Origin of the sequence: Steroidobacter gossypii (assembly GCF_016801985.1) — a bacterium.
Taxonomy (GTDB): domain Bacteria; phylum Pseudomonadota; class Gammaproteobacteria; order Steroidobacterales; family Steroidobacteraceae; genus Steroidobacter; species Steroidobacter gossypii.
In genome coordinates, this window is record NZ_JAEVLS010000001.1 from 215,358 (window position 1) to 235,987 (window position 20,630).

The 20,630-nt window shown below is 63.0% G+C and carries 22 protein-coding genes; 16 read left to right on the plus strand and 6 right to left on the minus strand.

The window, feature by feature from the left end; translation table 11 throughout:
- The first annotated feature begins 134 nt into the window (after positions 1 to 134).
- The gene (locus JM946_RS01030; protein ID WP_203165283.1) at positions 135 to 758 is read left to right on the plus strand and encodes a putative 2OG-Fe(II) oxygenase; all 624 of its coding nucleotides are present in this window, start codon (positions 135 to 137) and stop codon (positions 756 to 758) included.
- Positions 742 to 3,474 carry a fused MFS/spermidine synthase gene (locus tag JM946_RS01035; protein WP_203165284.1) on the plus strand — a complete coding sequence of 911 codons (2,733 nt, stop codon included), beginning with the start codon at positions 742 to 744 and terminating at the stop codon, positions 3,472 to 3,474. Before JM946_RS01030 ends, JM946_RS01035 begins: the two co-directional genes overlap by 17 nt.
- A 17-nt stretch (positions 3,475 to 3,491) precedes the next feature.
- Here JM946_RS01035 and JM946_RS01040 read toward each other — a convergent pair whose 3' ends face one another.
- A complete protein-coding gene (locus JM946_RS01040; protein WP_203165285.1) occupies positions 3,492 to 3,941 on the minus strand; it encodes a CBS domain-containing protein in 450 nt (149 codons plus the stop codon).
- 342 nt (positions 3,942 to 4,283) lie between these two features.
- On the opposite strand from JM946_RS01040, the gene JM946_RS01045 reads away from it, so the two are divergent.
- From JM946_RS01045 to JM946_RS01060, 4 genes are all read left to right on the plus strand, one after another.
- Positions 4,284 to 4,832 carry a DUF4166 domain-containing protein gene (locus tag JM946_RS01045; RefSeq protein ID WP_203165286.1) on the plus strand — a complete coding sequence of 183 codons (549 nt, stop codon included), beginning with the start codon at positions 4,284 to 4,286 and terminating at the stop codon, positions 4,830 to 4,832.
- The gene (locus JM946_RS01050; RefSeq protein ID WP_203165287.1) at positions 4,829 to 5,245 is read left to right on the plus strand and encodes a thiol-disulfide oxidoreductase DCC family protein; all 417 of its coding nucleotides are present in this window, start codon (positions 4,829 to 4,831) and stop codon (positions 5,243 to 5,245) included. Before JM946_RS01045 ends, JM946_RS01050 begins: the two co-directional genes overlap by 4 nt.
- Positions 5,246 to 5,248: 3 nt before the next feature.
- Complete coding sequence (locus JM946_RS01055) at positions 5,249 to 6,346, plus strand: saccharopine dehydrogenase family protein (protein ID WP_203165288.1); 1,098 nt, start codon at positions 5,249 to 5,251, stop codon at positions 6,344 to 6,346.
- Positions 6,347 to 6,458: 112 nt separating this feature from the next.
- Positions 6,459 to 6,860 carry a VOC family protein gene (locus JM946_RS01060; protein ID WP_203165289.1) on the plus strand — a complete coding sequence of 134 codons (402 nt, stop codon included), beginning with the start codon at positions 6,459 to 6,461 and terminating at the stop codon, positions 6,858 to 6,860.
- A 15-nt stretch (positions 6,861 to 6,875) separates the two neighbouring features.
- Here the strand turns inward: JM946_RS01060 and JM946_RS01065 are convergent, their stop codons facing one another.
- Positions 6,876 to 7,481, minus strand: a complete 606-nt coding sequence (locus JM946_RS01065) for a rhomboid family intramembrane serine protease (RefSeq protein ID WP_203165290.1) — start codon at positions 7,479 to 7,481, stop codon at positions 6,876 to 6,878.
- A gap of 110 nt (positions 7,482 to 7,591) precedes the next feature.
- Here JM946_RS01065 and JM946_RS01070 point away from each other — a divergent pair, with 110 nt between their 5' ends.
- Positions 7,592 to 9,478, plus strand: a complete 1,887-nt coding sequence (locus JM946_RS01070; protein ID WP_203165291.1) for an MFS transporter — start codon at positions 7,592 to 7,594, stop codon at positions 9,476 to 9,478.
- A gap of 127 nt (positions 9,479 to 9,605) precedes the next feature.
- Here the strand turns inward: JM946_RS01070 and ald are convergent, their stop codons facing one another.
- Complete coding sequence (ald, locus tag JM946_RS01075; RefSeq protein WP_203165292.1) at positions 9,606 to 10,718, minus strand: alanine dehydrogenase; 1,113 nt, start codon at positions 10,716 to 10,718, stop codon at positions 9,606 to 9,608.
- A gap of 161 nt (positions 10,719 to 10,879) precedes the next feature.
- Here ald and JM946_RS01080 point away from each other — a divergent pair, with 161 nt between their 5' ends.
- Positions 10,880 to 11,341 carry an Lrp/AsnC family transcriptional regulator gene (locus tag JM946_RS01080; protein ID WP_203165293.1) on the plus strand — a complete coding sequence of 154 codons (462 nt, stop codon included), beginning with the start codon at positions 10,880 to 10,882 and terminating at the stop codon, positions 11,339 to 11,341.
- Between the two features lie 444 nt (positions 11,342 to 11,785).
- On the opposite strand, the gene JM946_RS01085 is transcribed toward JM946_RS01080, so the two are convergent.
- On the minus strand, positions 11,786 to 12,211 hold the full coding sequence (locus JM946_RS01085; protein WP_203165294.1) for a winged helix-turn-helix domain-containing protein: 426 nt from the start codon (positions 12,209 to 12,211) through the stop codon (positions 11,786 to 11,788).
- Between the two features lie 80 nt (positions 12,212 to 12,291).
- On the opposite strand from JM946_RS01085, the gene modA reads away from it, so the two are divergent.
- A complete protein-coding gene (gene modA, locus JM946_RS01090; RefSeq protein ID WP_230979420.1) occupies positions 12,292 to 13,125 on the plus strand; it encodes a molybdate ABC transporter substrate-binding protein in 834 nt (277 codons plus the stop codon).
- Here the strand turns inward: modA and modC are convergent.
- Positions 13,046 to 14,182 carry a molybdenum ABC transporter ATP-binding protein gene (gene modC, locus JM946_RS01095; RefSeq protein ID WP_203165295.1) on the minus strand — a complete coding sequence of 379 codons (1,137 nt, stop codon included), beginning with the start codon at positions 14,180 to 14,182 and terminating at the stop codon, positions 13,046 to 13,048. The two genes, modA and modC, sit on opposite strands and share 80 nt — an antisense overlap.
- 6 nt (positions 14,183 to 14,188) lie before the next feature.
- On the minus strand, positions 14,189 to 14,878 hold the full coding sequence (gene modB, locus JM946_RS01100) for a molybdate ABC transporter permease subunit (RefSeq protein WP_203165296.1): 690 nt from the start codon (positions 14,876 to 14,878) through the stop codon (positions 14,189 to 14,191).
- Between the two features lie 156 nt (positions 14,879 to 15,034).
- On the opposite strand from modB, the gene JM946_RS01105 reads away from it, so the two are divergent.
- The 7 genes from JM946_RS01105 to JM946_RS01135 all read left to right on the plus strand — a co-directional run bounded on the left by JM946_RS01105 (position 15,035) and on the right by JM946_RS01135 (position 20,623).
- Entirely contained in the window at positions 15,035 to 15,409 is a 375-nt protein-coding gene (locus tag JM946_RS01105) for a hypothetical protein (RefSeq protein WP_203165297.1), read from the plus strand.
- A gap of 212 nt (positions 15,410 to 15,621) precedes the next feature.
- Positions 15,622 to 15,972 carry a hypothetical protein gene (locus tag JM946_RS01110; protein ID WP_203165298.1) on the plus strand — a complete coding sequence of 117 codons (351 nt, stop codon included), beginning with the start codon at positions 15,622 to 15,624 and terminating at the stop codon, positions 15,970 to 15,972.
- Positions 15,973 to 16,494: 522 nt separating this feature from the next.
- Complete coding sequence (locus JM946_RS31140; RefSeq protein WP_203165299.1) at positions 16,495 to 17,706, plus strand: molybdopterin molybdotransferase MoeA; 1,212 nt, start codon at positions 16,495 to 16,497, stop codon at positions 17,704 to 17,706.
- A gap of 15 nt (positions 17,707 to 17,721) precedes the next feature.
- A complete protein-coding gene (gene moaA / locus JM946_RS01120) occupies positions 17,722 to 18,771 on the plus strand; it encodes a GTP 3',8-cyclase MoaA (RefSeq protein WP_203165300.1) in 1,050 nt (349 codons plus the stop codon).
- Between the two features lie 4 nt (positions 18,772 to 18,775).
- On the plus strand, positions 18,776 to 19,243 hold the full coding sequence (gene moaC, locus JM946_RS01125) for a cyclic pyranopterin monophosphate synthase MoaC (RefSeq protein ID WP_203165301.1): 468 nt from the start codon (positions 18,776 to 18,778) through the stop codon (positions 19,241 to 19,243).
- A complete protein-coding gene (locus JM946_RS01130) occupies positions 19,233 to 20,156 on the plus strand; it encodes an NTP transferase domain-containing protein (RefSeq protein ID WP_203165302.1) in 924 nt (307 codons plus the stop codon). The genes moaC and JM946_RS01130 overlap by 11 nt, the downstream gene beginning before the upstream one ends.
- Entirely contained in the window at positions 20,153 to 20,623 is a 471-nt protein-coding gene (locus tag JM946_RS01135) for a molybdenum cofactor biosynthesis protein MoaE (RefSeq protein WP_203165303.1), read from the plus strand. Before JM946_RS01130 ends, JM946_RS01135 begins: the two co-directional genes overlap by 4 nt.
- Positions 20,624 to 20,630: the final 7 nt, after the last annotated feature.

Consider the following 20,630-nt stretch of genomic DNA (forward strand, 5'->3'; position numbering starts at 1 on the left):
GGCATGTGAACTATTGATGATCCTTGCTTCCAATCTGCGACATGGCTCGCCTGCCTTGTCATGAAGCAGTAGCAATCGCATTCCTAAAATAAAAGGTTGCGCGCCCGCGCGAGTCACGTCGAAGCAGTTCGCTCATGTCCGAGGTCATTGGTCTTTTTCCGACGCCGCTGATGCGGATTCCCGGTGCGCTGGACCGCGCCCTGGTCGACGGACTGGTGGAGCACTTCAGCTCGCGCGCCTGGTTGTCGAATAACGCTTCGGACAATCTGTCGCACACCAGCATGCTGAAGCCTTCCGACAGCGCGCTGCTCGTGACCGCAGCGACCGCCATCACGCCGCTGCTGGGCGAGTTCGGTGCGCTGCTGTTCGGCGAACGACTACCCTGGTCGCTGAAAGAAATGTGGGTGAACCTGCTCGACACCGGCGGCCGACAGGCCATGCACAATCACGCGAACAGCTTCATCTCCGGCGTGGCCTATCTCACGCCTACGCATCCCGATTCGCGCACCGTGTTCATGAAGTCGCCGGGTGGCACGGACTTCTCCTTCAAGAACGATCATGCCGGCAGCGTCACCGGGCCCTACAACGCGGAAAAGTGGATCAGTCCGCAACCGGAGCCCGGTGACATCGTGTTGTTCCCCAGTTACTTGATGCACGCGGTGCCGCCGAATCCGGGCGCACGGCGGATCACGCTGGCATTCAACGCTATTCCGTCGCAGCTCGATTCCTGGGGATACAAAATTGCTTTCAGCGGCTGACGTGCAGATCTCCGCCGACGCGACGCGCGTCGAACACGGCAGTGCACATCACATGGTGTCAGCGTGCCTGCTGATGCTGGCGTCGGGATTCGCCGGCCTGGCTTATCAGATCGTTTGGACTCAGCAGAGCACAGCCTGGCTGGGTCACGAATCCGCGGCGGTGCTCGCGGTTGTCGCGGCGTTCTTCGGTGGCCTGGCGTTGGGCGCGCTCGCCCTCGGCTCGCGCATTGAACGCAGCGCTCGCCCGGCGCATTGGTACGCTGGCTGCGAGATTGCGATCGGCATCTGGAGTCTGACGCTCATCGCACTCCTTGATCCGGCGTCGAGCGCGCTGCTCGCGTTGCTTGGGCCGCAGCCTTCGCCCGTGTGGCATTGGTTCGTTGCGTTCTTCGGCACGATGGTGTTGTTGTTACCGGCAACGATGGCCATGGGCGCGACTTTGCCGGCGATGGAGCGCGTGCTTGCCGGCACCTCGTCCAGAAACATTTCCATCAGCGCTCTCTATGCAGCCAACACTGCAGGCGCAGTGCTTGGCGTGATCGCGGCGGCATTCTGGCTGGTTCCCGAGCTTGGGTTGGCCCGGACTGGCCTGGTCTGCGCAATGCTCAACTTTGGATGCGCGGGCCTGGCGATGCGCCTGCGCGCGAATGGTGTCAACGCCGCGCCTGTACATCCGAACTTGTCGCGCGATGGCAAACGCATGATAGGGCTGCTGGCCGCCACTGGGTTGCTCGGCATCGGCTACGAAGTGCTGGTCGTTCGCGCACTGAGTCAGATTGCCGAGAACACGGTTTATACGTTCGCCTTGCTGCTGGCTGTGTACCTGATCGGCACCGCGCTCGGAGCGGCGATGTATGGTCGCTGGCTGACGAAGCGAATCGCGCGACAACGACATGGCGCCGGTCCTGACGTGCCCACGAGGGCGGGCGCCAGCTTGCACACAGGCAAGCATGACTCGCCCGCCATGAGCGCGGGCGCCGGCTGGCAAACCGGCGAGCACGGCGCGTCCGCCAACATAGATGCCGGGCCGCTGAACATGCTGCTCCAGGCATTGGCAGCGGCATGCCTCCTCGGCACTCTACTCCTGGCGGGCGCGGATGCGGTGAAAGAATGGATCGTAGACACGCTCGGGACCAACATCACTTCGGCGCTGATCGGCGAAGCCGCCATTGCCGCAATCGCCTTCTTGCTGCCGACGATGATCATGGGCGCGCTCTTCAGTCACTTGAGCACCAGCGCGCGTGAGCGCGGTATCAGCTTTGGACGCGCCATCGGCGTCAATACGTTGGGCGCAGCCGCCGCGCCGCTGATGTTTGGCGTCGTGCTGCTGCCGTGGATCGGACTCAAGCCGACGTTGATCCTGGCCTCCGCGGGCTATCTGCTCTTGGTCGCGCGACGCGCATGGATGCTGCCGACGCAGTGGGCCATGGTCGCAGGCGCGACAGCCTGTATGTTTTTGGCGCCCTCGCTGCTCAACACAACCATTCCTGCCGGCGGCAGGCTGGTCAGTCACAACGAAGGTGTGATGGCAAGCGTCAGCGTGGTCGAAGACGCATCGGGCGTCGCGACCTTGCACATCAACAATCGACAGCAGGAAGGCAGCAGCGCCACGCTACTCGCCGACGCGCGCCAGGCACTGCTTCCGGTACTGCTCCATCGGTCACCGAAGCATGCGTTGTTTCTTGGCCTCGGCACCGGATTGACCGCGTCCTCGGCAACACTTCAACCGTCGCTACAAGTCGACGCCATCGAGCTCGTGCCCGAGGTGATCGCCGCGTCGGCGGGCTTCGTCAGCTCATACGCGGATGGCGCAGATCTCACACGCTTACAGACGATGAGCGCCGACGCTCGGCGCTTCGTACGTACCAGCGCTCGGCAATACGACGTGATCGTGGCCGACAACTTCCATCCTGCTCGAAGCGGCTCCGCATCTCTCTATACGACGGAGCATTTCGAGAGCGTGCGCGAGCGGTTGGCCGAGGACGGCCTGTTCTGCCAATGGCTGCCGCTGCATCAGCTCGATCTTGGCACCCTGCGCAGTATCGTCCGTTCGTATCTGAGCGTATTTCCGCGAGGCGCGGCTTTGCTTTCGACCTATAGCCTGGAGACGCCAACCATCGGCCTGATCTCACATCGAAACGGCGAGCCATTCAACCTCGGACACGTCCGCGCGCAACTCGCCACTCCGCGCGCAATCGGTCTCGAAGCGTTCGGCATCACGGACGAGCTCGCCCTCCTCGGAAGTTTCGTCGCGGGCCCGAGTGCGTTGGCGAAGTTCGCTGGAAACGCGCCCCTCAACACCGACGATCGGCCGATCGTTGCTTATCGGGCGCCGCAGATCATTTACTCTCCTGCATCGATGCCAAGGGATCGACTGATCGAGCTGCTTCATGAACTCGATATCACACCCGCGGAGCTGCTGGGCGACTCCGACCGGTCAGAATGGAACACTCGGTTGACGGCTTATTGGACGGCGCGCAATCGTTTCATCGAAGTGGGTCGCGACGTTCGCCCCACTTCAGATGTTGGTGACATGCTGGCGCAAGTTCGCGAACCCTTGCTGGGCGTGCTGCGTCTCAGTCCGGACTTTCGGCCCGCCGCCGACCCTTTGTTTCGTATGGCGCAGGCTCTCAGCCAGGAGCAGCCGGAGGCAGCGCGCGCATTGCTGACCGAGCTCCAGCAGGCGCAGTCCCACTCGACAATGCGACGACCTTGAGCGCCAACTGGGTCGACTCAGGCCTGCGCTCGCCATTCATGGCGACGCTCGGTTTGAATGGATCCCGAAATGTCACAAAGCAGGCCGGTGATGAGCTCGATGGCATCCTCGAGCGCGATGATGCCGGTGGGGGTGCCATGCGCATCCACCACGGGCACGCGCCGAATCCCGGCCAGCCGCATGACCTGCAGAACATCGCGAAGCTCGTCCGAGTCGTTCGCGAGCAGCGGCTGACGAGTCATGACGTCTTGAACCTTGGTGGCGCGCGGATCGCGATTCGCGGCAGTCAACTGGAGCACGATGTCCCGATCGGTGAGCACGCCCACCACCCGACGGAGGTCGTCGCCTTGCTGGTAGACAGTCAGGAACCCAACGTGCTGATCTCGCATCAGCCGGGCTGCGGCGACTACATCGGCGCTATCCGCGATCGAGATGACTCCCCGATGGCAGTGTTCGCCCACGTTCATGACTCTCTCCTCGGCGCCGGTGCTGTAGCGCCCCCTTCGAAAAGTCATTCCGTTGCTGGGAAAGGCTGGGTCATTGCCAGGTCAACGGCACTGTAGATACCGCGTCTGAAGTGAGCCATGCGTAGAAATGCCGATCGCGAGAGCGTGACAGTCGCATGCTTACGATAGTTCGGCAGTATCGGGTGGAACTCGTTTCGGCCCTGCCAGTGCCCGATAGCACGAATGAAATGTCGGAAGCGACTGAAACCGGCGGCGCCGGCGCGCGCTCATGACCTGCGGCTCGCCCGGCTTTATAATGAGCGTGCACGACACATCGGAACCGTTGTCGCGACCACAGAAACAATGTCAGCAGCACCCAGCCTGTACGCCAGACTGTTAGGCCCCGATTTCGACCGCCTCGCCCCAGTTCTGCAATCCATTCATGACGCTCGCAGCACGAAACTTTACGCGGGTCGCTGCGATATTCGCGGCGGCGAGGGTTGGCTGGCTCGGCTCATCGCCCGCCTGGCAGGCCTGCCTGTTGCATGCAGGGACGTTCCGGTCGAAGTGACCATCGCCAGCGACGCCGCCACGGAATCCTGGGTTCGCAAGTTCGGCGCTCACCGCATGCAGTCGCGGCTGAAGCTTCGCAACCGACGCCTCGAAGAGCGGCTCGGCCCCATCGTGCTCGCCTTCGATCTGGCAGCGGAACAGGATCGCATCGTCTGGTCCCTGAACAGCGCGCGACTGGCTTTGTTGCCGGTGCCGTTGACCTGGCTGTTGAAATGCGCGGCCACCGAAGCAATCCACGACGGCCGCTATGGCTTCGATGTCAGCGCTCACGTGCGCGGCATCGGGCTCATCGTTCACTACAGAGGATGGCTGGTCTCGCAACAAGGCCAGCTCGCATGACAACTCATCCGGCGAGCGAAAGAGTGCTGGTGTTCGACGGTGTCTGCGTCCTGTGCAGCCACTGGGTCGGCTTCGTGCTTCGTCACGATCGGCGGCGCTTATATAAGTTCGCGGCCATGCAGACGGCCACCGGCCAGGCACTGCTGAGCCGGCATGGACTGGATCCGAACGATCCCAAATCTTTTCTGCTGCTGGAAGGCGGTCGCGGCTACATGGATACGGATGCTCTCATCCGCGTGCTCCGATCTTTCGGCGGGCATTGGCGCATGGTGGCCATGATGATCCGCGTGCTGCCCCGCTTCTTCAGAGATGCGTTGTATAGAACGATTGCTCGTAATCGTTACAAGCTGTTCGGACGACACGACGTGTGCATCGTCCCGAGCGCGCACACCGCGGACAGGTTCCTGAGCTGACGCATGAAGTCAGTGGTCGTCCTCGGCGGGTATGGCAACTTCGGTCGCCGCATCGTCGCTGCGCTGGCGCCCGAGGCGGACGCTCGCGTTTTGGTTTGCGGGCGAGACTTGCGACGAGCCACCGCCGTCGCGAAAGAAACAGGCGGTTCGGCGGAGCCGCGTCGCCTCGATGCTCACGGCCCCGATTTCACCGCCGAGCTTCGCAAGGTAGCAGCGACACTCGTCATCCACACTGCGGGGCCGTTCCAAGGGCAGAGCTATACAGTGCCGCAAGCATGTATGGCCGCCGGCGCGCATTACATCGATCTGGCGGACGGACGCGATTACGTCTGCGGCATCAAAGCGCTCGATGCCGAAGCCAGGCGCAGCGGAACGCTCGTCGTCAGCGGAGCAAGCTCATTGCCGGCGCTCTCCTCAGCGGTGGTCGATGCGCTCAAGACGCAGTTCACGTCGATCGAGAGCATCGATCATGGCATCACCTCTGGAGCGAAACCGCCCGGGCGGGCCACCATGGACGGCGTGCTTGCCTACGCCGGCAAACCGTTCAAACAATGGCGCGACGAGGAGTGGTGCGAGGTGCACGGCTGGCAGGACATGATCCGCCGCCAATATCCCGATCCCGTCAGCGGTCGTTGGATCGCCAGCTGCGACGTGCCCGATCTCGACCTGTTTCCCGAACGCTACCGCCCGGTGCGAACGGTGCAGTTCCGCGCGGGCGTCGGTCCAGCCTCGAGCATGTTCGGACTTTGGCTGGCCTCGTGGCTGGTCCGAGCCGGAATGCTTTCGTCGCTCACGAGCTGGGTGCCTGCGCTTCATCGCACGGCATCCGCGCTGGCGCGCTTTGGGTCGAAATGCAGCGCCATGCACGTCACGGTCCGCGGCGTCGGCCTCAACGGCGAGCCGGCGGTTCGCAACTGGTTCCTGCTGGCCGATCAGGATCACGGCCCTTTCATTCCCTGCTTCCCTGCCATCGCGCTGGCCCGCAAGCTGTTGCGCGATGAAGTGTCGGTGCGGGGCGCGATGCCCTGCATGGGTTTGCTCACCGTCGACGACATCCTTTCGGTGGGCGAAGGACTCGACCTTCGCGTCGTGCCGGGTTGAGCAAGCTGCGCTCCTCGAGTAACAGAAATCCGGACAGCCGCCTGCTGGCGTGACAGCAGCGTTTTCGGCAGGATGTTTGTTCGCGCAGGAATAAGACGCCGGAGGCCTCATCATGTTTAGCCACGTCATGCTCGGAACGCGCGATCTATCGCGCGCGGCCGCGTTTTACGACGCCGTCCTGTTACCCATCGGACTGCGACGCCGCCAGGTGGTTCCGGACGGCGGCCCGGACTGTGCCTGCTGGGTGATGCCCGATCATCCTTTACCTCGCTTTTACGTCACGCTGCCTTTCGACCGTCAGCAGGCGACGGTGGCCAACGGCGGCATGGTGGCGTTCCTGGCGCCCAACCCGGAAGCGGTCGACCGTGCGTATCAAGCCGGCCTCGCCGCCGGTGGCAGCGACGAAGGTCCGCCGGGCGAACGCCTCCACTACGGCGCGGGTTACTACGGGGCCTACCTCCGCGATCCCGACGGCAACAAAGTGCACATCGTCCATCGCGGCGACATGCTGTAACAAAGCAAGCAATCGTCAGCGACGCCGTCGCTGCGAGGCCCAGTAGCGGATGATGACAAAGCCGGTGGCCATGCCGCCGAGATGGGCGAAATGGGCGACGCCGGAGGCGGTCTGGGTCACGCCCATGACCAGCTCGAAGATGCCGTACAAAGTGACGAACAACCAGGCCGGCATCGGAATGGGCGGGAAGATGAGCATCAGCGTGCGCCTTGGAAACGCCATGCCGAACGCCAACAACAGTCCGAACACGCCTCCGGAGGCGCCGACCACCGGCGCGGGCGGTCCGCCAGAGACGGACGTCACGATCAGATGCATGCACGCCGCGCCGATGACGCAGGCCAGATAATAGAAAAGATAACGGCGGGAGCCGAACAGCCGTTCGATGTCCGAGCCGAACATGAACACGGCAAACATGTTGAAAAACAGGTGTGCCCAGTTCCCGTGCAAAAAACCATACGTGAGCAATTGCCACGCATGGAACTCCGGGTAACCGAAAGCGCCCGCCGGCGGCGGCCACAGTGCGAAATACGCCTTGATCAGCCCGCCCGTGAATCCCTGCAGCAGGAACACGACGAGGTTGAGGACGATGATCGCTTGATTGAGCGGAGTGATGCTGGGCATGTTCTGAGAAGAAAGCGCGCCGCGACGTATCGGTTCCGTGCCGCGATCCCCGACATCATACCGTGCGACACGGTAGGATGCCGCCCGATCGGTCCCTGAGCGGTGCGCGAATGACTCGACCATCGACACAACAATCACAATTCACGCTGCTCGCCCAGCGACGCTTCCTGCCCTTCTTCGGCGCACAGGCGCTCGGCGCGTTCAACGACAATGTCTACAAGAACGTGCTCGTTATCCTCGCCACCTACCAGGCCGCGAGCTACACCGCCATGGATCCGGCGTTGCTCACCAATGTCGCCGCCGGGCTGTTCATCCTGCCCTTTGTGCTGTTCTCCGGCATGGCCGGGCAATTGGCCGATCGCTATGACAAGGCGCGGGTATTGCAGGCGGTGAAGGCGGCCGAGATTCCCATCATGGGCCTCGCCGCTTTCGGCTTCGCCATTCACAGCATCGAAGTGTTACTGGGCGCGCTGTTCCTGATGGGCATGCAATCCACCTTTTTCGCGCCAGCCAAGTACGGAGTGTTGCCGGAAGTGCTGCGCGATTCAGAACTGGTCGGCGGCAACGCGATGGTGGAGATGGGCACCTTTGTCGCCATCGTGCTGGGCACGCTCGCCGCTGGCCTGCTCGCCGCGGACGGCAGCATCCCGCTGATCGTCATCACGCTGCTAGCAATCGCCGCGCTCGGGTTTCTCAGCAGCCTGGCCATCCCGAAACTGCAGCCCGCCGCGCCGACGCTGAAAATCGATCGGCGCCCCTGGAGCTCCACCTGGGACAACCTCCGCGCCGCGGCTGAGTCGCGAGTGGTGTTCCTGGCGATTCTCGGCATCTCGTGGTTTTGGTTCTACGGCGCGTTGGTGCTCGCGCAACTGCCGCTCTATACAAAGGAGGTGCTCGGCGGCAGCGAACAAGTGGTGACGGTGCTGTTGGTGATGTTCTCGGCCGGCGTCGGCCTTGGCTCGTTGCTTTGCGAACGTTTGTCGGGGCGTAAAGTGGAGATCGGCCTGGTGCCGTTCGGCTCCATCGGCCTCACGGTGTTCGCAGTGGATCTGTATTTTGCAACGCCATCCATGGCGGGCGCGAATCTTTCCGCTCGCGAATTCATCGCGGCGCCCGGCTCGGCGCGCATCTTGATCGACATGGCGCTTATCGGCGTGTTTGGCGGTTTCTTCATCGTGCCGCTGTATGCGCTGGTCCAGCAGCGCACCCGTCGCGAGATCATGTCTCGCGTCATCGGCGCCAACAGCATTCTTAATGCCGTCTTCATGGTAGTTGCCGCGGGGCTCGCGGCGCTGGGGCTGCACGCCGGCCTGACCATTCCGCAATTGTTGCTCCTCACCGGCGTGTTGAACGCGTTCGTCGCGATTTATATCTACAGTCTGGTGCCGGAGTTCCTGCTGCGCTTCGTCGCCTGGCTGCTGATCCATTTCGTGTACCGGCTGGACCGGCGCGGCATCGACAATATTCCCGAGCAAGGTCCGGCGCTGCTGATCTGCAATCACGTCGGCTTCGCCGACGCCATCGTGATCTCGGCGGCCTGCCCGCGTCCGATCCGCTTCATCATGGAACGCAGTATTTTCCAGATCCCGGTGTTGAGCACGCTGTTTCGGGGCATGAAGGCAATTCCAGTGGCGCCGGCCAGGGAAGATCCTGAAGTCTATGAGCAGGCCTTTCAGACGGTGGCCGCCGAGCTGCGCGATGGCAACCTGGTTTGTATCTTCCCGGAGGGCAAGCTCACGCCCGACGGCGAGATCGGCGAGTTTCGCGCCGGCATGATGCGCATCCTGAAAGAAACACCGGTACCGGTGATTCCGATGTCGCTGTCCGGTTTGTGGGACTCGATGTTCTCGCGCAAATACAAACAAGTCTGGAAACGCTGGCCGCGACGCTTCTGGGCCAGGATCACCTTGAAAGTGGGCGAAGCGGTCGCGCCCGAGCACGCCGACGTTGGCACCTTGCGGCAACGCGTCGTGGAGCTTCGCGGGCCGGCGCGCTGAGCGGATTGTCACAAAAAAAGCCCGCCAATCGGGCGGGCTCAAAGGGGGATCTGGTTGGGTCTGTCACTGGACGACGCTCATATAATCACTGCCGGCCGCTTGCGACACTTGTTCAAAAGTGCTGTTTTCAGGCGGCGACAGGATGCGGGCGATAGGCCAGGTTCAGATCGCGAGCCACTGCTTCGCACGTGATAGAACCGGCATGAACGTTCAAGCCCGCCGCCAGATGGGGATCCGCCGCCAGCGCTTTCTCTACGCCGAGATCCGCCAGTTGTTTCACATACGGCAAGGTCGCGTTCGTTAGCGCGAAGGTCGATGTGCGCGGCACGGCGCCCGGCATGTTGGTCACGCAGTAGTGGACGACGCCGTCGACAAGAAACGTCGGCTCGGCATGCGTGGTCGGTCGGCTGGTTTCGAAACAGCCGCCCTGATCGATGGAGATGTCCACCATCACTGCGCCCTTCTTCATCTTGCTGACCATGTCGCCCGTTACCAGCTTGGGCGCCGCCGCACCAACCACGAGCACGGCGCCAATGACCAGATCCGCTTGAGTCACCAACGATTCGATGGCTTCGGCGGTGGATGCCATGGTTTTGAGCCGGCCGGCGAACAGCGCGTCGAGCTCGCGCAAACGTTTCAGAGAGCGATCGACGACAGTGACATCGGCGCGCATGCCGACTGCAATTTCCGCCGCCGCGGTTCCGGACACACCGCCTCCCAATACCACGACTTTGGCGGGCGCCGTTCCCGGCACGCCGCCGAGCAGCACACCGATTCCGCCGTTCGCCTTTTGTAACGATGCCGCGCCGACCTGCACGGACATGCGACCGGCGACTTCACTCATCGGGGTGAGCAACGGCAGTGAGCCGTTGGGTGCAGTGACTGTTTCATAAGCGATGGCTGTCGCGCCGGAAGCCATCAGTGCGTGGGCCTGCTCCGGGTCGGCGGCCAGGTGCAGATAAGTGAACAGGGTCTGGCCGGGCCGAAGCATGTTGCATTCGGAGAGCTGTGGCTCCTTGACCTTCACGACCAGGTCCGCGTTGTCGAAAACTTCCCTGGCTGTGCCGACAATCCTGGCGCCGGCTGCGACATAGGCCGCGTCGTCGACGCCGATGCCCGCCCCCGCCGTGCTTTGTACGAGGACCTGGTGGCCCGAACCCACCAGCTCGCGAACCCCCGCGGGCACCAGACCGACTCGATATTCGTGATTCTTGATCTCTTTCGGTACGCCGATACGCATAAAACCTCGTGATGACTAATGATCGATCGTCATGGCCGAGCACGCGAACCGCTTCACTCTAGGTTGGCGTCTACGCACGAAGCTGCCACAATCGGGCGCAATCTTGGATATCTGTGGCAGAATCTGCGGCATTCCCCTGGCAGGCCGACGGATTCTTGCGTATGAGGTTCGACCGCTTCGACCGTGCAATTCTTCAGGCGTTGCAGCATGAAGGCCGGATTCCGAACAGCGCTCTGGCCGAGCGCGTGAACCTGTCGGAATCCGCCTGCTTGCGACGCATCCGTCAACTGGAGGAGTCCGGGCTGATCGAGGGCTACACGGCGCTGATCAATCAGCAGAAGGCCGGTTTCCCAGTCAATGTGTTCGTCAACATCACGCTGGATCGTCAGGACGAAACCGATCTGCGCAAATTCGAAGAGGCCGTACGCAAGATTCCCGAGGTCATGGAGTGCTATTTGATGACCGGCGACTATGACTATGTAGTGCGCGTGGTCGTCGCCGACACCGCGGATTTCGAGCGCTTACACAGCAAACATCTCACTCGCCTTCCCGGCGTCGCCCGCGTTCACTCCAGCTTCGCGCTTCGCACGGTGCAGAAGTCGCGGGAGTTGCCCATTCGTTGAAGCCTCGCACAGAGAAAGTCCCGCTCGCCGCGGCGAGCTGCGTGAAGCCATCACTGACGTTGAGGCGTCGTTCGAGGTGTCCTCGCTCCCTCCGGCATTGTCGAGAAAGAGGGAACCTTTTCGGCAAAGCGCGCCCAGGGGCTCGGCGGTGCCTTTCAGCGAAGCACTGCTTCGCTCCGCCGAGCGGGTGTACATGGATGTACACCCTGGGCTTGCGCGGAACAGGACTGCGCAGCGCAATGGGACCCCTCGGACGCGCTTGCGCGACCGAGGGGAGCACGGTGCCGGAAGGAGCGAAGACACCTCGGACGGCGCCAGCCACCGGCGCCTCTTCTCTGAGCACCGATCAAAAGGAACCGATATGCAGAATCGGATATAGCGCCACGGCGCCGGGGCGTTATATCCTGACGGGAATTTCGGAGTCCCTGGGTGGAAGCGATGTCGTTACCGGGACGCCGAGCGGCGGGCGGCGGCGGTGGTGGGGGAGCGTTGCGTGCGGGTGAGGGAGCGGCGGGTGTTGGTGCGCGAAGGGCTGACGGTTTTGAGCATGTGGCCGAAGTATTTCTCCGCCCGGGCATTGGTTTCTTTTTCGAACTGACGATACGCCGCCACAATGGCCTCGCCGAACTCAGTCAGCGTGGTGCCGCCACCGCCACTGCCGCCTGTGCTCGTCAACACCAGGGGCTCGCGAAAAGTCTGGTTGAGGCTGGCGAGCAACTGCCAGGCGCGCCGGTAGCTCATGTCGAGTTCGCGAGCGGCCTGCGACAGCGACCCGGAGTCGCGCATTTTTTCGAGCAGCGCGACCTTGCCGGGCCCGATGGCATGCACCGAGTCGAAATCGACACGCAACGTAATCTTGAGCCGGCTCATCGCTTGTCTCCGCGGGCGATGGATGAAAGTAACGCAGCCCAGGTCGCGATCCAAGCGTCGGCTGCAATGGAGCCATGAGCATGACCGCATCCCTGACCCGCCGATGGAGCGCCATAGTCGCCATGGTTGTGCTGCTCATCCAGCCAGTGCTGGCGGCCGAGCCGCAACGTGACCCCCTGATCGTGTTCGCCGCCGCCTCTTTGACCGACGTTCTGCAGCAAGTCGGGCCGCTGTACACGAAGCAATCCAAAGTACCCGTGAAGTTCTCTTTCGCCGCCAGCTCCGCCCTCGCAAGACAGATCGAATCGGGCGCGCGCGCCGACGCGTTCTTGTCCGCCGACCAGGACTGGATGAACTACCTGCAGGAACGCAACCTGATCAAGGACGAGACCCGCGCCGACCTGCTGGGGAACCGCTTGGCGCTGATCGCGCCAAGAGATAGCGAAGTCACGCTGAAACTCGCGCGCGGCACGCCGTTACATCAAGCGCTGGGCGCTAATGGCCGACTCTCCACCGGCGATCCGGACTCGGTGCCCGTAGGCAAATACGCGAAGACCGCGCTGGAGAACCTTCAGTTGTGGCAGGCCGTCGAGCGCCGACTGGTGCGAGCGGACAACGTTCGCGTCGCATTGATGTACGTCGCCCGGGGCGAGGCGCCGTTGGGCATCGTGTACTCAACCGATGCAGCGGTCGAGCCACAGGTACGCATTGTGGATTTGTTTCCTGAATCCTCGCACGCGCCCATCACCTATCCCATCGCAGCCACCACCAGCGCCGCATCGACGACCGGCGACTTCCTCGAGTTCCTGCGCAGTGACGCAGCCCACGACATCTTCACCAAGGCCGGCTTTCGTATTGTTGGGAGCGTTCCTGCACCGTCTCCGGCGCTTCGTAGAACGCATGACCGCGAATAGAAACAGTCTTCACCAGCACCCAAATCGGCAGCCCAGTGCGTAACTCGAGCGCGATCGAAGCAGCGCGGGTAACTCGCGACAGCACCAGCGCGCCGCCGATGTCGACGTAGACCAGATCGGTATCGGCATCATCCGCGACCACACGAGAAACCGCGCCGGTCATGACGTTGCGAACGCTGAGATTCTCCGGCCGACTGGTCGCGAGGATGATGTCGCGCGCTAACAGTTGAACGCGCACCGCCGCCCCGACCTTCGCCTCGCGCAGATGGATTCGCAGTGAGTTATTTCCAATGCGAACAGTGGCAAGGCCGGTGCCGCCGTCCACAGCGGTCACAGTGCCGTGGAGAACAGCGCCAACAGCGTCCGGGCCGACGATAGCCCGCAGTTCGGGGTGCAAGCTCAACTCATCCAGCCTGCCTTGCGACACCACTCCGCCCCGCTCCATCAACACGACATGAGTCGCGAGTCGCAGCACCTCTTCGAACTGATGACTCACATAGATCATGGGAATCGCCAGCTCGTCCCGGAGCTTCTCCAGATAGGGCAACACTTCCTCCCGGCGCGCGGCGTCGAGCGAAGCAAGCGGCTCATCGAGCAATAGCAAACGCGGTTGTGACAACAATGCTCGCCCCAGTGCGACGCGCTGCCGCTCGCCACCGGACAGTTGATTCACCCGCCGCGACAGCAAGGACTCGAGCCCGAGCAGCGGCGCAACCATGTCGAGTGAAATGCGGCGCGAGATCGAGGATTTCACGCGCTTCTCGCCGTAGCGCAGATTCCCCATCACATCCAGATGCGGAAACAGCCTTGCGTCCTGAAAAACATAGCCGATGCGCCGCTCCTCGGCGCGGAGCGATTTGCCGTTGCCGTCGAGCGCGACGCCGTCGATCTCGATGTGGGCATGATCGGCCGGCAACAACCCGGCGATGATGTTCGCCAGCGTCGTCTTACCGCAGCCGGACCGGCCGAACAGCGCGACCACGCCAGGCGAGTCCACCTGGATGGCCACGTCGAGCACGAAGCCCTCGCGATGTTTCAGCGCGCGGATACTGAACATTCAGCGCTACCTTCCGAGCATCCGTCGCACACGGCGAGCAATGAACTCAGCCGCGATCAGCCCCGATAATCCCAGCGAAAAGGAGATGATTGCGAGGCGCGCCGCCATCGCGTCGCCGCCGGGGGTCTGCAAAGCCGTGTACAGCGCCAATGGCAAGGTGCGGGTCTCGCCCGGAATATTGGAAACAAACGTGATCACGGCGCCGAACTCGCCCAGCCCCGCCGCAAACGCCGTGACCGCGCCAGCGAGAATGCCGGGCAACATCAGCGGCAGCACCACACTGAAAAAGCGATCCCAAGGACCGGCGCCGAGCGTGCGCGCAGCATCCTCCAGCCCCGCATCGACGCCCTCCAGCGAGATCCGAATCGCCCGAACCATTAATGGGAAGCTCATCGCTGCCGTCGCCAGCGCGGCGCCGGCACTGGTGAACACCATCTGGATGCCGAAGGTTTGGTAGAGCCAGCCGCCGATGGGCCCGCGCATTCCAAACAACAGCAGCAGCAAATAACCGACGACGACCGGCGGCAGCACCAGAGGCAGATGCACGATGGCGTCGAGCAACAGGCGGCCGCGCAGCGCCCGGCGCGTCAGCAGCCAGGCCACCACGACAGCCAGCGGCAGGCTGAACAACACGCTGCGCAGGGCGATCGACAGGCTCAGGCGGACGGCGTCCACCTCGGCGGCGGTGAGCATCATCGCGTGAGTATAGTGGAGCGCGCAGCGTCGCCCGGAGCGGCGCCGACGTCGTCAAGTTTTTGAGCATAGCCAAGCGGCGCAGCCTGCCCTTAAGATCCCCCCTCAAGATCCCGTCGTCCGGCACCACCGGCCTGCGGGTCAGCCAGAGGATTCGCCATGAACAAAACCATCATCTCCGCCACGCTGCTCGCCAGCCTGCTGGCCGCCGGCGCCGCGAGCGCGGCATGCACCTATCCCAAATCCCCCTCTGGCCTGCCCGATGGCGCCACCGCGACCGAGGACGAGATGGTCAACGGCATGAAGGTCATCAAGGAGTACAACACTCAGGTATCCGAGTACCTGGAATGCCTGGAGACCGAGATGAACACTCGCATCGAGGCCGCGGGCGCCGATGCGCCGGCCGACCAGGTCGAGCAGATCAAGGCCATTCACACCAAGCGCCACAACGCCGCGGTCGAAGAGCTGGAAGCCACGGCGGCCCGCTTCAACGAGCAGGTCAAGGTGTACAAGGCTCGCGAGAAAAAAAGCTGATGTGAGTCTTGCCCGCCCGCTCGAGGCGGGCGCTTATGTGAAAGCGCAGGCGACCGATTTCACGGTTCGCCCTTTGCAGTGCGACCCCCGTCGCAGTTGCATGAGTTGCCACCAGATCGACCCTTAAGCGAACGCTCGTAGGGCCGATGCCGGCTGTGTCTGCCGTTGTTCCATACGGCACGTCGCTTTACGACCAGCTGGAGTTAAGACAAATGAATCGCAAGTTGCTCACCATCGGCGCTGCCCTCGCCGTCGCCTTTGGCGCGGCTACCGCCCAGGCCGAATGCGCCTTCCCGAAGCCGCCGGCTTCCATTCCGGACGGCAAGACCGCCTCCGAGGCGGAAATGATCGCCGCCATGAACGAGTTCAAGGCTTACAACGAAGCCGTGACCGCGTTCGGCGCCTGCCTGGAAGAGGAGACCAAGAGCAAGGCCGCCGGCACGGCGCAGCTGATGCAGCTGAAGACCATGCAGACCAAGAAGCACAACGCCGCCATCGACGAGCTGCAGGCCAAGGCCAAGCTGTTCAACGAGCAGGTGCGTGTGTTCAAGGCTCGCGGTTGAGCCCGGATGCCTTTGCGAGGTGACCTGACGTCACCTCGAACCGGGCGAACGCCGGTACACGGACGTAACGGCTGGGCCCCAGGGAGGGCTGCTCGAGATCCTTCTGAACGAAGCCGCGCACATCCTGGGGCAGGGAAGCCCGACTCGAGATTCGACAGACCAGAGGCTGCGAGGCCGCTGGATTGATGTGCCACGGCGCCGCGGCCATGGAAATGGAGCGAATCAGCCGCTCCATGGGGGAGCTACGGACAGCTTCCCTGTTTACGCGCGGATCTGGAACCACGGATCCGGCATCCAGTTCGCGTGGTTTTCGAAGCTGCCGCGGCAACAGCTCCGATCGGATCGCATGGGCCCCGATTGACCCAGCTTGGCCCAATTGGCCCAGCTTGGCCTGATTGGCCCAGCTTGGCCTGATTGGCTCAGCTTGGCCCCGATTGACCAGGACTGGCCCGGGATTGCCTGATCGTGCGCAATTCCCGACAGGATATAGCGCTACCGGGTGCCTCGTGACACACTGCCCGGGTGGCCAGCCGTCTCCTCACCCCTGCTGAAGCCGAAGCCGCGATTCGCCAGCACGCGACGCAGCTGCCGGCCGTGCGTTTGCCCCTGACCGAGCTGTCAGGCGCAGTCCTGCGCGAATCGATCATTTCCACGCGCGATCAGCCGCCGTTCGATCGGGTGACCATGGACGGCATCGCCTTCTCGTTTTCCGCCTGGGAGGCCGGGCGCAGCAGCTTCCGTATCGCCGGCACACAAGCAGCCGGAGTCGCGCCCCTGACGTTGCGAGAATCCAGCGACTGCATCGAAGTCATGACCGGCGCGATGCTGCCGATCGGCTGCGATTGCGTCGTTCCAGTCGAGAACATCGAAGTGCAAGACGGCGTGGCGCAATTGCGTGACGACGCGCCCGCTCCGGTTCGCGAATTCAACGTGCATGGGCGCGGCATCGATTCGCGTCGGGGCGATTTGTTACTTCCGTCCGGCTGTCGGCTCGGCCCCGCCGAAGTCGCGGTCGTTGCTTCGAATGGCCAGACGCACGCGCTGGTCGCGCAGGCGCCCAATATCGTGGTGATCTCCACGGGCGATGAGCTGGTCGAACCCGGCCGACCGCTCGAGGATTGGCAAATCTCGCGTTCCAATGTTTATGGCGTGCTCGCCTCGCTGCGTCGGCATGGCTACAGCGCGTTGAGCCACGATCATGTGCCCGACGATCTTCCCACCTTGCGTGAGCGCCTCGGCTCTCATCTGGAAAACAACGATGTGCTGATTCTGAGCGGCGGCGTTTCGATGGGCCGCTTCGATTACGTGCCGCAGGTCCTGCAGGAACTCGGCGTGCGCATGATGTTTCACAAAGTCGCCCAGCGTCCGGGCAAACCGCTGTGGTTCGGCGTAGGGCGCGACGGACAGACGGTGTACGCATTGCCTGGCAATCCGGTGTCGACGCTGGTGTGCCTGACGCGCTACGTGTTACCGGGTTTACAGGCGTCGCAAGGCGCCACCCCGCTCGAGGTTGAAACCATCACCCTTGCCCAAAGTTACGAAGTGAAGCCGTCACTGGCTGTGTTCCTGCCCGTGACACTGACTCGAACCGTGGCCGGCCTGTGCGCCATGCCGCAGCCGACGCGCGGCTCCGGCGATTTCACCTCGCTGATCGGCACCGTCGGATTCGTTGAACTGCCGCCGGGTCCGCGAGTCGTTCAGGAAGACGCGTCACTGCCCTTTTACCGTTGGTAAGGATCGCTGCCAGCCATGTCCTCCGCCATCGTCGATCTGCCCGTGAAGCACCGCCCGCATGACACGCTGGGCCGGCCGTTGCACGACCTGCGCATCTCGGTGATGGACCGTTGCAACTTCCGCTGCCCGTATTGCATGCCGCGGGAGACGTTTCATGAGAACTACCGTTTTCTGAAATCCCACGAGCGGCTGTCGTTCGAAGAAATCACCCGCCTGACGCGACTGTTCGTCGATCTCGGCGTGAAGAAGGTGCGGCTCACGGGTGGCGAACCGCTGCTACGTTCGAATCTGGCCGATCTGGTCGGCGATCTCACGGCCATCGAAGGCGTCGAAGATGTCGCGCTCACAACCAACGGCGTGTTGCTCGCTCAGCACGCGGTCGAGTTGAAGGCCAACGGCCTGAATCGCATCACGGTCAGTCTGGACTCGCTGGATGCGGAGATCTTCAAGCAGATGAGCGGCGGCATGGGCGACCTGGATCGCGTGCTCGAAGGCATTCGCGCCGCCCAGGAAGCGGGCCTTGCGCCGATCAAGATCAACTCCGTGATCGAGCGCGGCTTGAACGATCACACCGCCCTCGATCTGGTGGAGCGGTTTCGTGGCACGGGCGTGATCGTGCGCTTCATCGAATATATGGACGTGGGCAATCGCAATCACTGGAGCCTGGATCGCGTCGTTCCTTCGCGCGAACTGGTGGCTCGCATCGGCGAGCGTTGGCCGCTGCATCCGGTCCAGGAGAACTATCGCGGCGAAGTCGCCGAGCGTTACGCGTTCGAGGATGGCATGGGTGAGGTTGGATTCATTTCCTCCATCACCAATCCATTCTGCGGCGATTGCACGCGGGCGCGGCTGTCTTCGGAAGGCGTGCTCTACACTTGTTTGTTCGCGCGCTCGGGCGTCGACCTGCGCGCGCCCCTGCGCGACGGCGCCTCGGACGAGGAACTGAGTCAGCTGATCAGGAACACCTGGCTCAAGCGCGGTGATCGCTACAGCGAAATCCGCTCGACGCTCAAGAACGGCGAGCAGCCGTTGCGCAAGATCGAGATGTATTACATCGGTGGCTGACGGGATGGCGACTTTCACTCATGTCGATTCGAGCTCACGGCCGACCATGGTCGACGTGGGCGACAAGGTCGTCACCAGGCGCACGGCCACGGCCCAGACGCGCGTGCGTTTTCCTGTTGAAGTGGCTGAAGCTTTACGCATGCAGCAGTTCAACACTGTCAAGGGTCCGGTGTTTCAGACGGCCATCATCGCCGGCACCATGGCGGCGAAGAAGACTCACGAGCTGATTCCGTTCTGTCATCCGCTGGGCATCGAGAAGTGCAAGCTGGAGATCGAGATGGAGGGCGACGACGCAGTCATTCGCTGCACGGTGTCGGTACATCACAAGACGGGTGTCGAGATGGAGGCGCTGACCGGCGCGAGCGTGGCCGCGCTGACCGTTTACGATATGTGCAAGGCGTTATCGCATGACATTGTCATCGCCGAGACGCGCCTGGTGGAGAAGCGTGGAGGCAAGAGCGATGTCGGCTGAAGCACCTTTGTTCGGCCTGGTGCTGGCGGGCGGCGCCAGCACTCGCATGCAGCGAGACAAGGCGGCGATCGAGTATCACGGGCGATCGCAGCTGCAGTGTACGTTCGATTTGTTGACGCGGGTATGTACAGCGACGTTTGTTTCGGTTCGGCCGGATCAGCGTGAAGAGCCGACGCGCGCCAGGTTGCCGCAGATCGTCGATCGGCAGCCTGGGATTGGACCGATAGCGGGCATCACTGCGGCGCTTCAGGCGCATCCCAAAGCGGCATGGCTGGTGGTGGCTTGCGACCTGCCTTTCTTGAACGAGCAAACGTTGCGTTATCTCATCGAGCATCGCGATGCTCGGAAGCTGGCCACTGCTTTCAAGAGCAGCCACGACGGTTTGCCCGAGCCCTTGTGCGCGATCTGGGAACCCGCCTCACGCGAGCCCCTGCTCGCCTACCTCGCGACCGGCAAGCAGTGCCCCCGCAAGTTCCTGATCAACGCGCCCGCGCTGCTCCTCGACCTTCCCGACGCCCGCGCCCTGGACAACGTGAACACCGCCGACGAACACCGCGCCACCCTCGCCATCCTTGGCGACCACCGCGCCTCCTCTCCGGGCCAGAGCGACGATGCCCAAAAAAATAATACGGCGGCGTTGAAAGCCGACGGCCGCAGTACCGGAGCAAAGCCGCACACTTTGCGCATCCAGTACTACGCCATCCTCCGCGAACAGGCCGGACGCAGCGAAGAAACGTTGGACACCACCGCCAGCACCCCCGCCGAGCTCTACGACGAGCTCCGTAAACGGCACCCCTTCCAATTGGCGCCGGCGCAGCTCAAAGTCGCCCTCAACTCAGAGTTCAGCGACTGGCAAACGCCGTTGCGTCACGGCGATACCGTCGTCTTCATACCTCCGGTGGCAGGCGGATGAAACCTTTCTCTTTCAGCACCACCCCCCTGTCCCTGGACACCTATCGCCAGGCGCTGGCCGATCCCGCCGCGGGCGGCTACGCCTCCTTCGAAGGCTGGGTGCGCAATCACAACGAGGGCCACGCCGTCACGCGCCTCGAATATGAAGCGTTCGAAGCCCTGGCGAACAAGGAAGGCGAGCGCATCGTCACCGAAGCCATCGCTCGCTTCGGCGTGCTGAAAGCCGCCTGCGTCCATCGCGTCGGCTCGCTCGAGATCGGAGATATCGCCGTGTGGGTGGGCGTGAGCTCAAAGCACCGCGCCGAGGCATTCGCCGCGTGCCGCTACATCATCGACGAAGTGAAACACCGTGTGCCCATCTGGAAGAAAGAGCACTACATCAACGGCGATTCAGGCTGGGTGAATTGCGAGCGCTGCGCCGTGGCCGGCCACGATCACGAGCACAAGCACCCGCATGCTCACGACTGACTGAAGC

Excerpts from the sequence above, each read along its gene's own strand:
- JM946_RS01045 (WP_203165286.1), top strand. The coding sequence starts at position 4,284 with ATGTCAGCAGCACCCAGCCTGTACGCCAGACTGTTAGGCCCCGATTTC.
- JM946_RS01085 (WP_203165294.1), bottom strand. The coding sequence starts at position 12,211 with ATGAGCCGGCTCAAGATTACGTTGCGTGTCGATTTCGACTCGGTGCAT.
- modB (WP_203165296.1), bottom strand. The coding sequence starts at position 14,878 with ATGATGCTCACCGCCGCCGAGGTGGACGCCGTCCGCCTGAGCCTGTCG.
- JM946_RS01135 (WP_203165303.1), top strand. The coding sequence starts at position 20,153 with ATGAAACCTTTCTCTTTCAGCACCACCCCCCTGTCCCTGGACACCTAT.
- moaA (WP_203165300.1), top strand. The coding sequence starts at position 17,722 with ATGTCCTCCGCCATCGTCGATCTGCCCGTGAAGCACCGCCCGCATGAC.
- JM946_RS01040 (WP_203165285.1), bottom strand. The coding sequence starts at position 3,941 with ATGAACGTGGGCGAACACTGCCATCGGGGAGTCATCTCGATCGCGGAT.
- JM946_RS01080 (WP_203165293.1), top strand. The coding sequence starts at position 10,880 with ATGAGGTTCGACCGCTTCGACCGTGCAATTCTTCAGGCGTTGCAGCAT.
- ald (WP_203165292.1), bottom strand. The coding sequence starts at position 10,718 with ATGCGTATCGGCGTACCGAAAGAGATCAAGAATCACGAATATCGAGTC.
- JM946_RS01065 (WP_203165290.1), bottom strand. The coding sequence starts at position 7,481 with ATGCCCAGCATCACTCCGCTCAATCAAGCGATCATCGTCCTCAACCTC.
- JM946_RS01110 (WP_203165298.1), top strand. The coding sequence starts at position 15,622 with ATGAATCGCAAGTTGCTCACCATCGGCGCTGCCCTCGCCGTCGCCTTT.
- JM946_RS01060 (WP_203165289.1), top strand. The coding sequence starts at position 6,459 with ATGTTTAGCCACGTCATGCTCGGAACGCGCGATCTATCGCGCGCGGCC.
- JM946_RS01030 (WP_203165283.1), top strand. The coding sequence starts at position 135 with ATGTCCGAGGTCATTGGTCTTTTTCCGACGCCGCTGATGCGGATTCCC.
- JM946_RS01055 (WP_203165288.1), top strand. The coding sequence starts at position 5,249 with ATGAAGTCAGTGGTCGTCCTCGGCGGGTATGGCAACTTCGGTCGCCGC.
- modA (WP_230979420.1), top strand. The coding sequence starts at position 12,292 with ATGACCGCATCCCTGACCCGCCGATGGAGCGCCATAGTCGCCATGGTT.
- JM946_RS01050 (WP_203165287.1), top strand. The coding sequence starts at position 4,829 with ATGACAACTCATCCGGCGAGCGAAAGAGTGCTGGTGTTCGACGGTGTC.
- JM946_RS01105 (WP_203165297.1), top strand. The coding sequence starts at position 15,035 with ATGAACAAAACCATCATCTCCGCCACGCTGCTCGCCAGCCTGCTGGCC.
- modC (WP_203165295.1), bottom strand. The coding sequence starts at position 14,182 with ATGTTCAGTATCCGCGCGCTGAAACATCGCGAGGGCTTCGTGCTCGAC.
- JM946_RS01070 (WP_203165291.1), top strand. The coding sequence starts at position 7,592 with ATGACTCGACCATCGACACAACAATCACAATTCACGCTGCTCGCCCAG.
- moaC (WP_203165301.1), top strand. The coding sequence starts at position 18,776 with ATGGCGACTTTCACTCATGTCGATTCGAGCTCACGGCCGACCATGGTC.
- JM946_RS01130 (WP_203165302.1), top strand. The coding sequence starts at position 19,233 with ATGTCGGCTGAAGCACCTTTGTTCGGCCTGGTGCTGGCGGGCGGCGCC.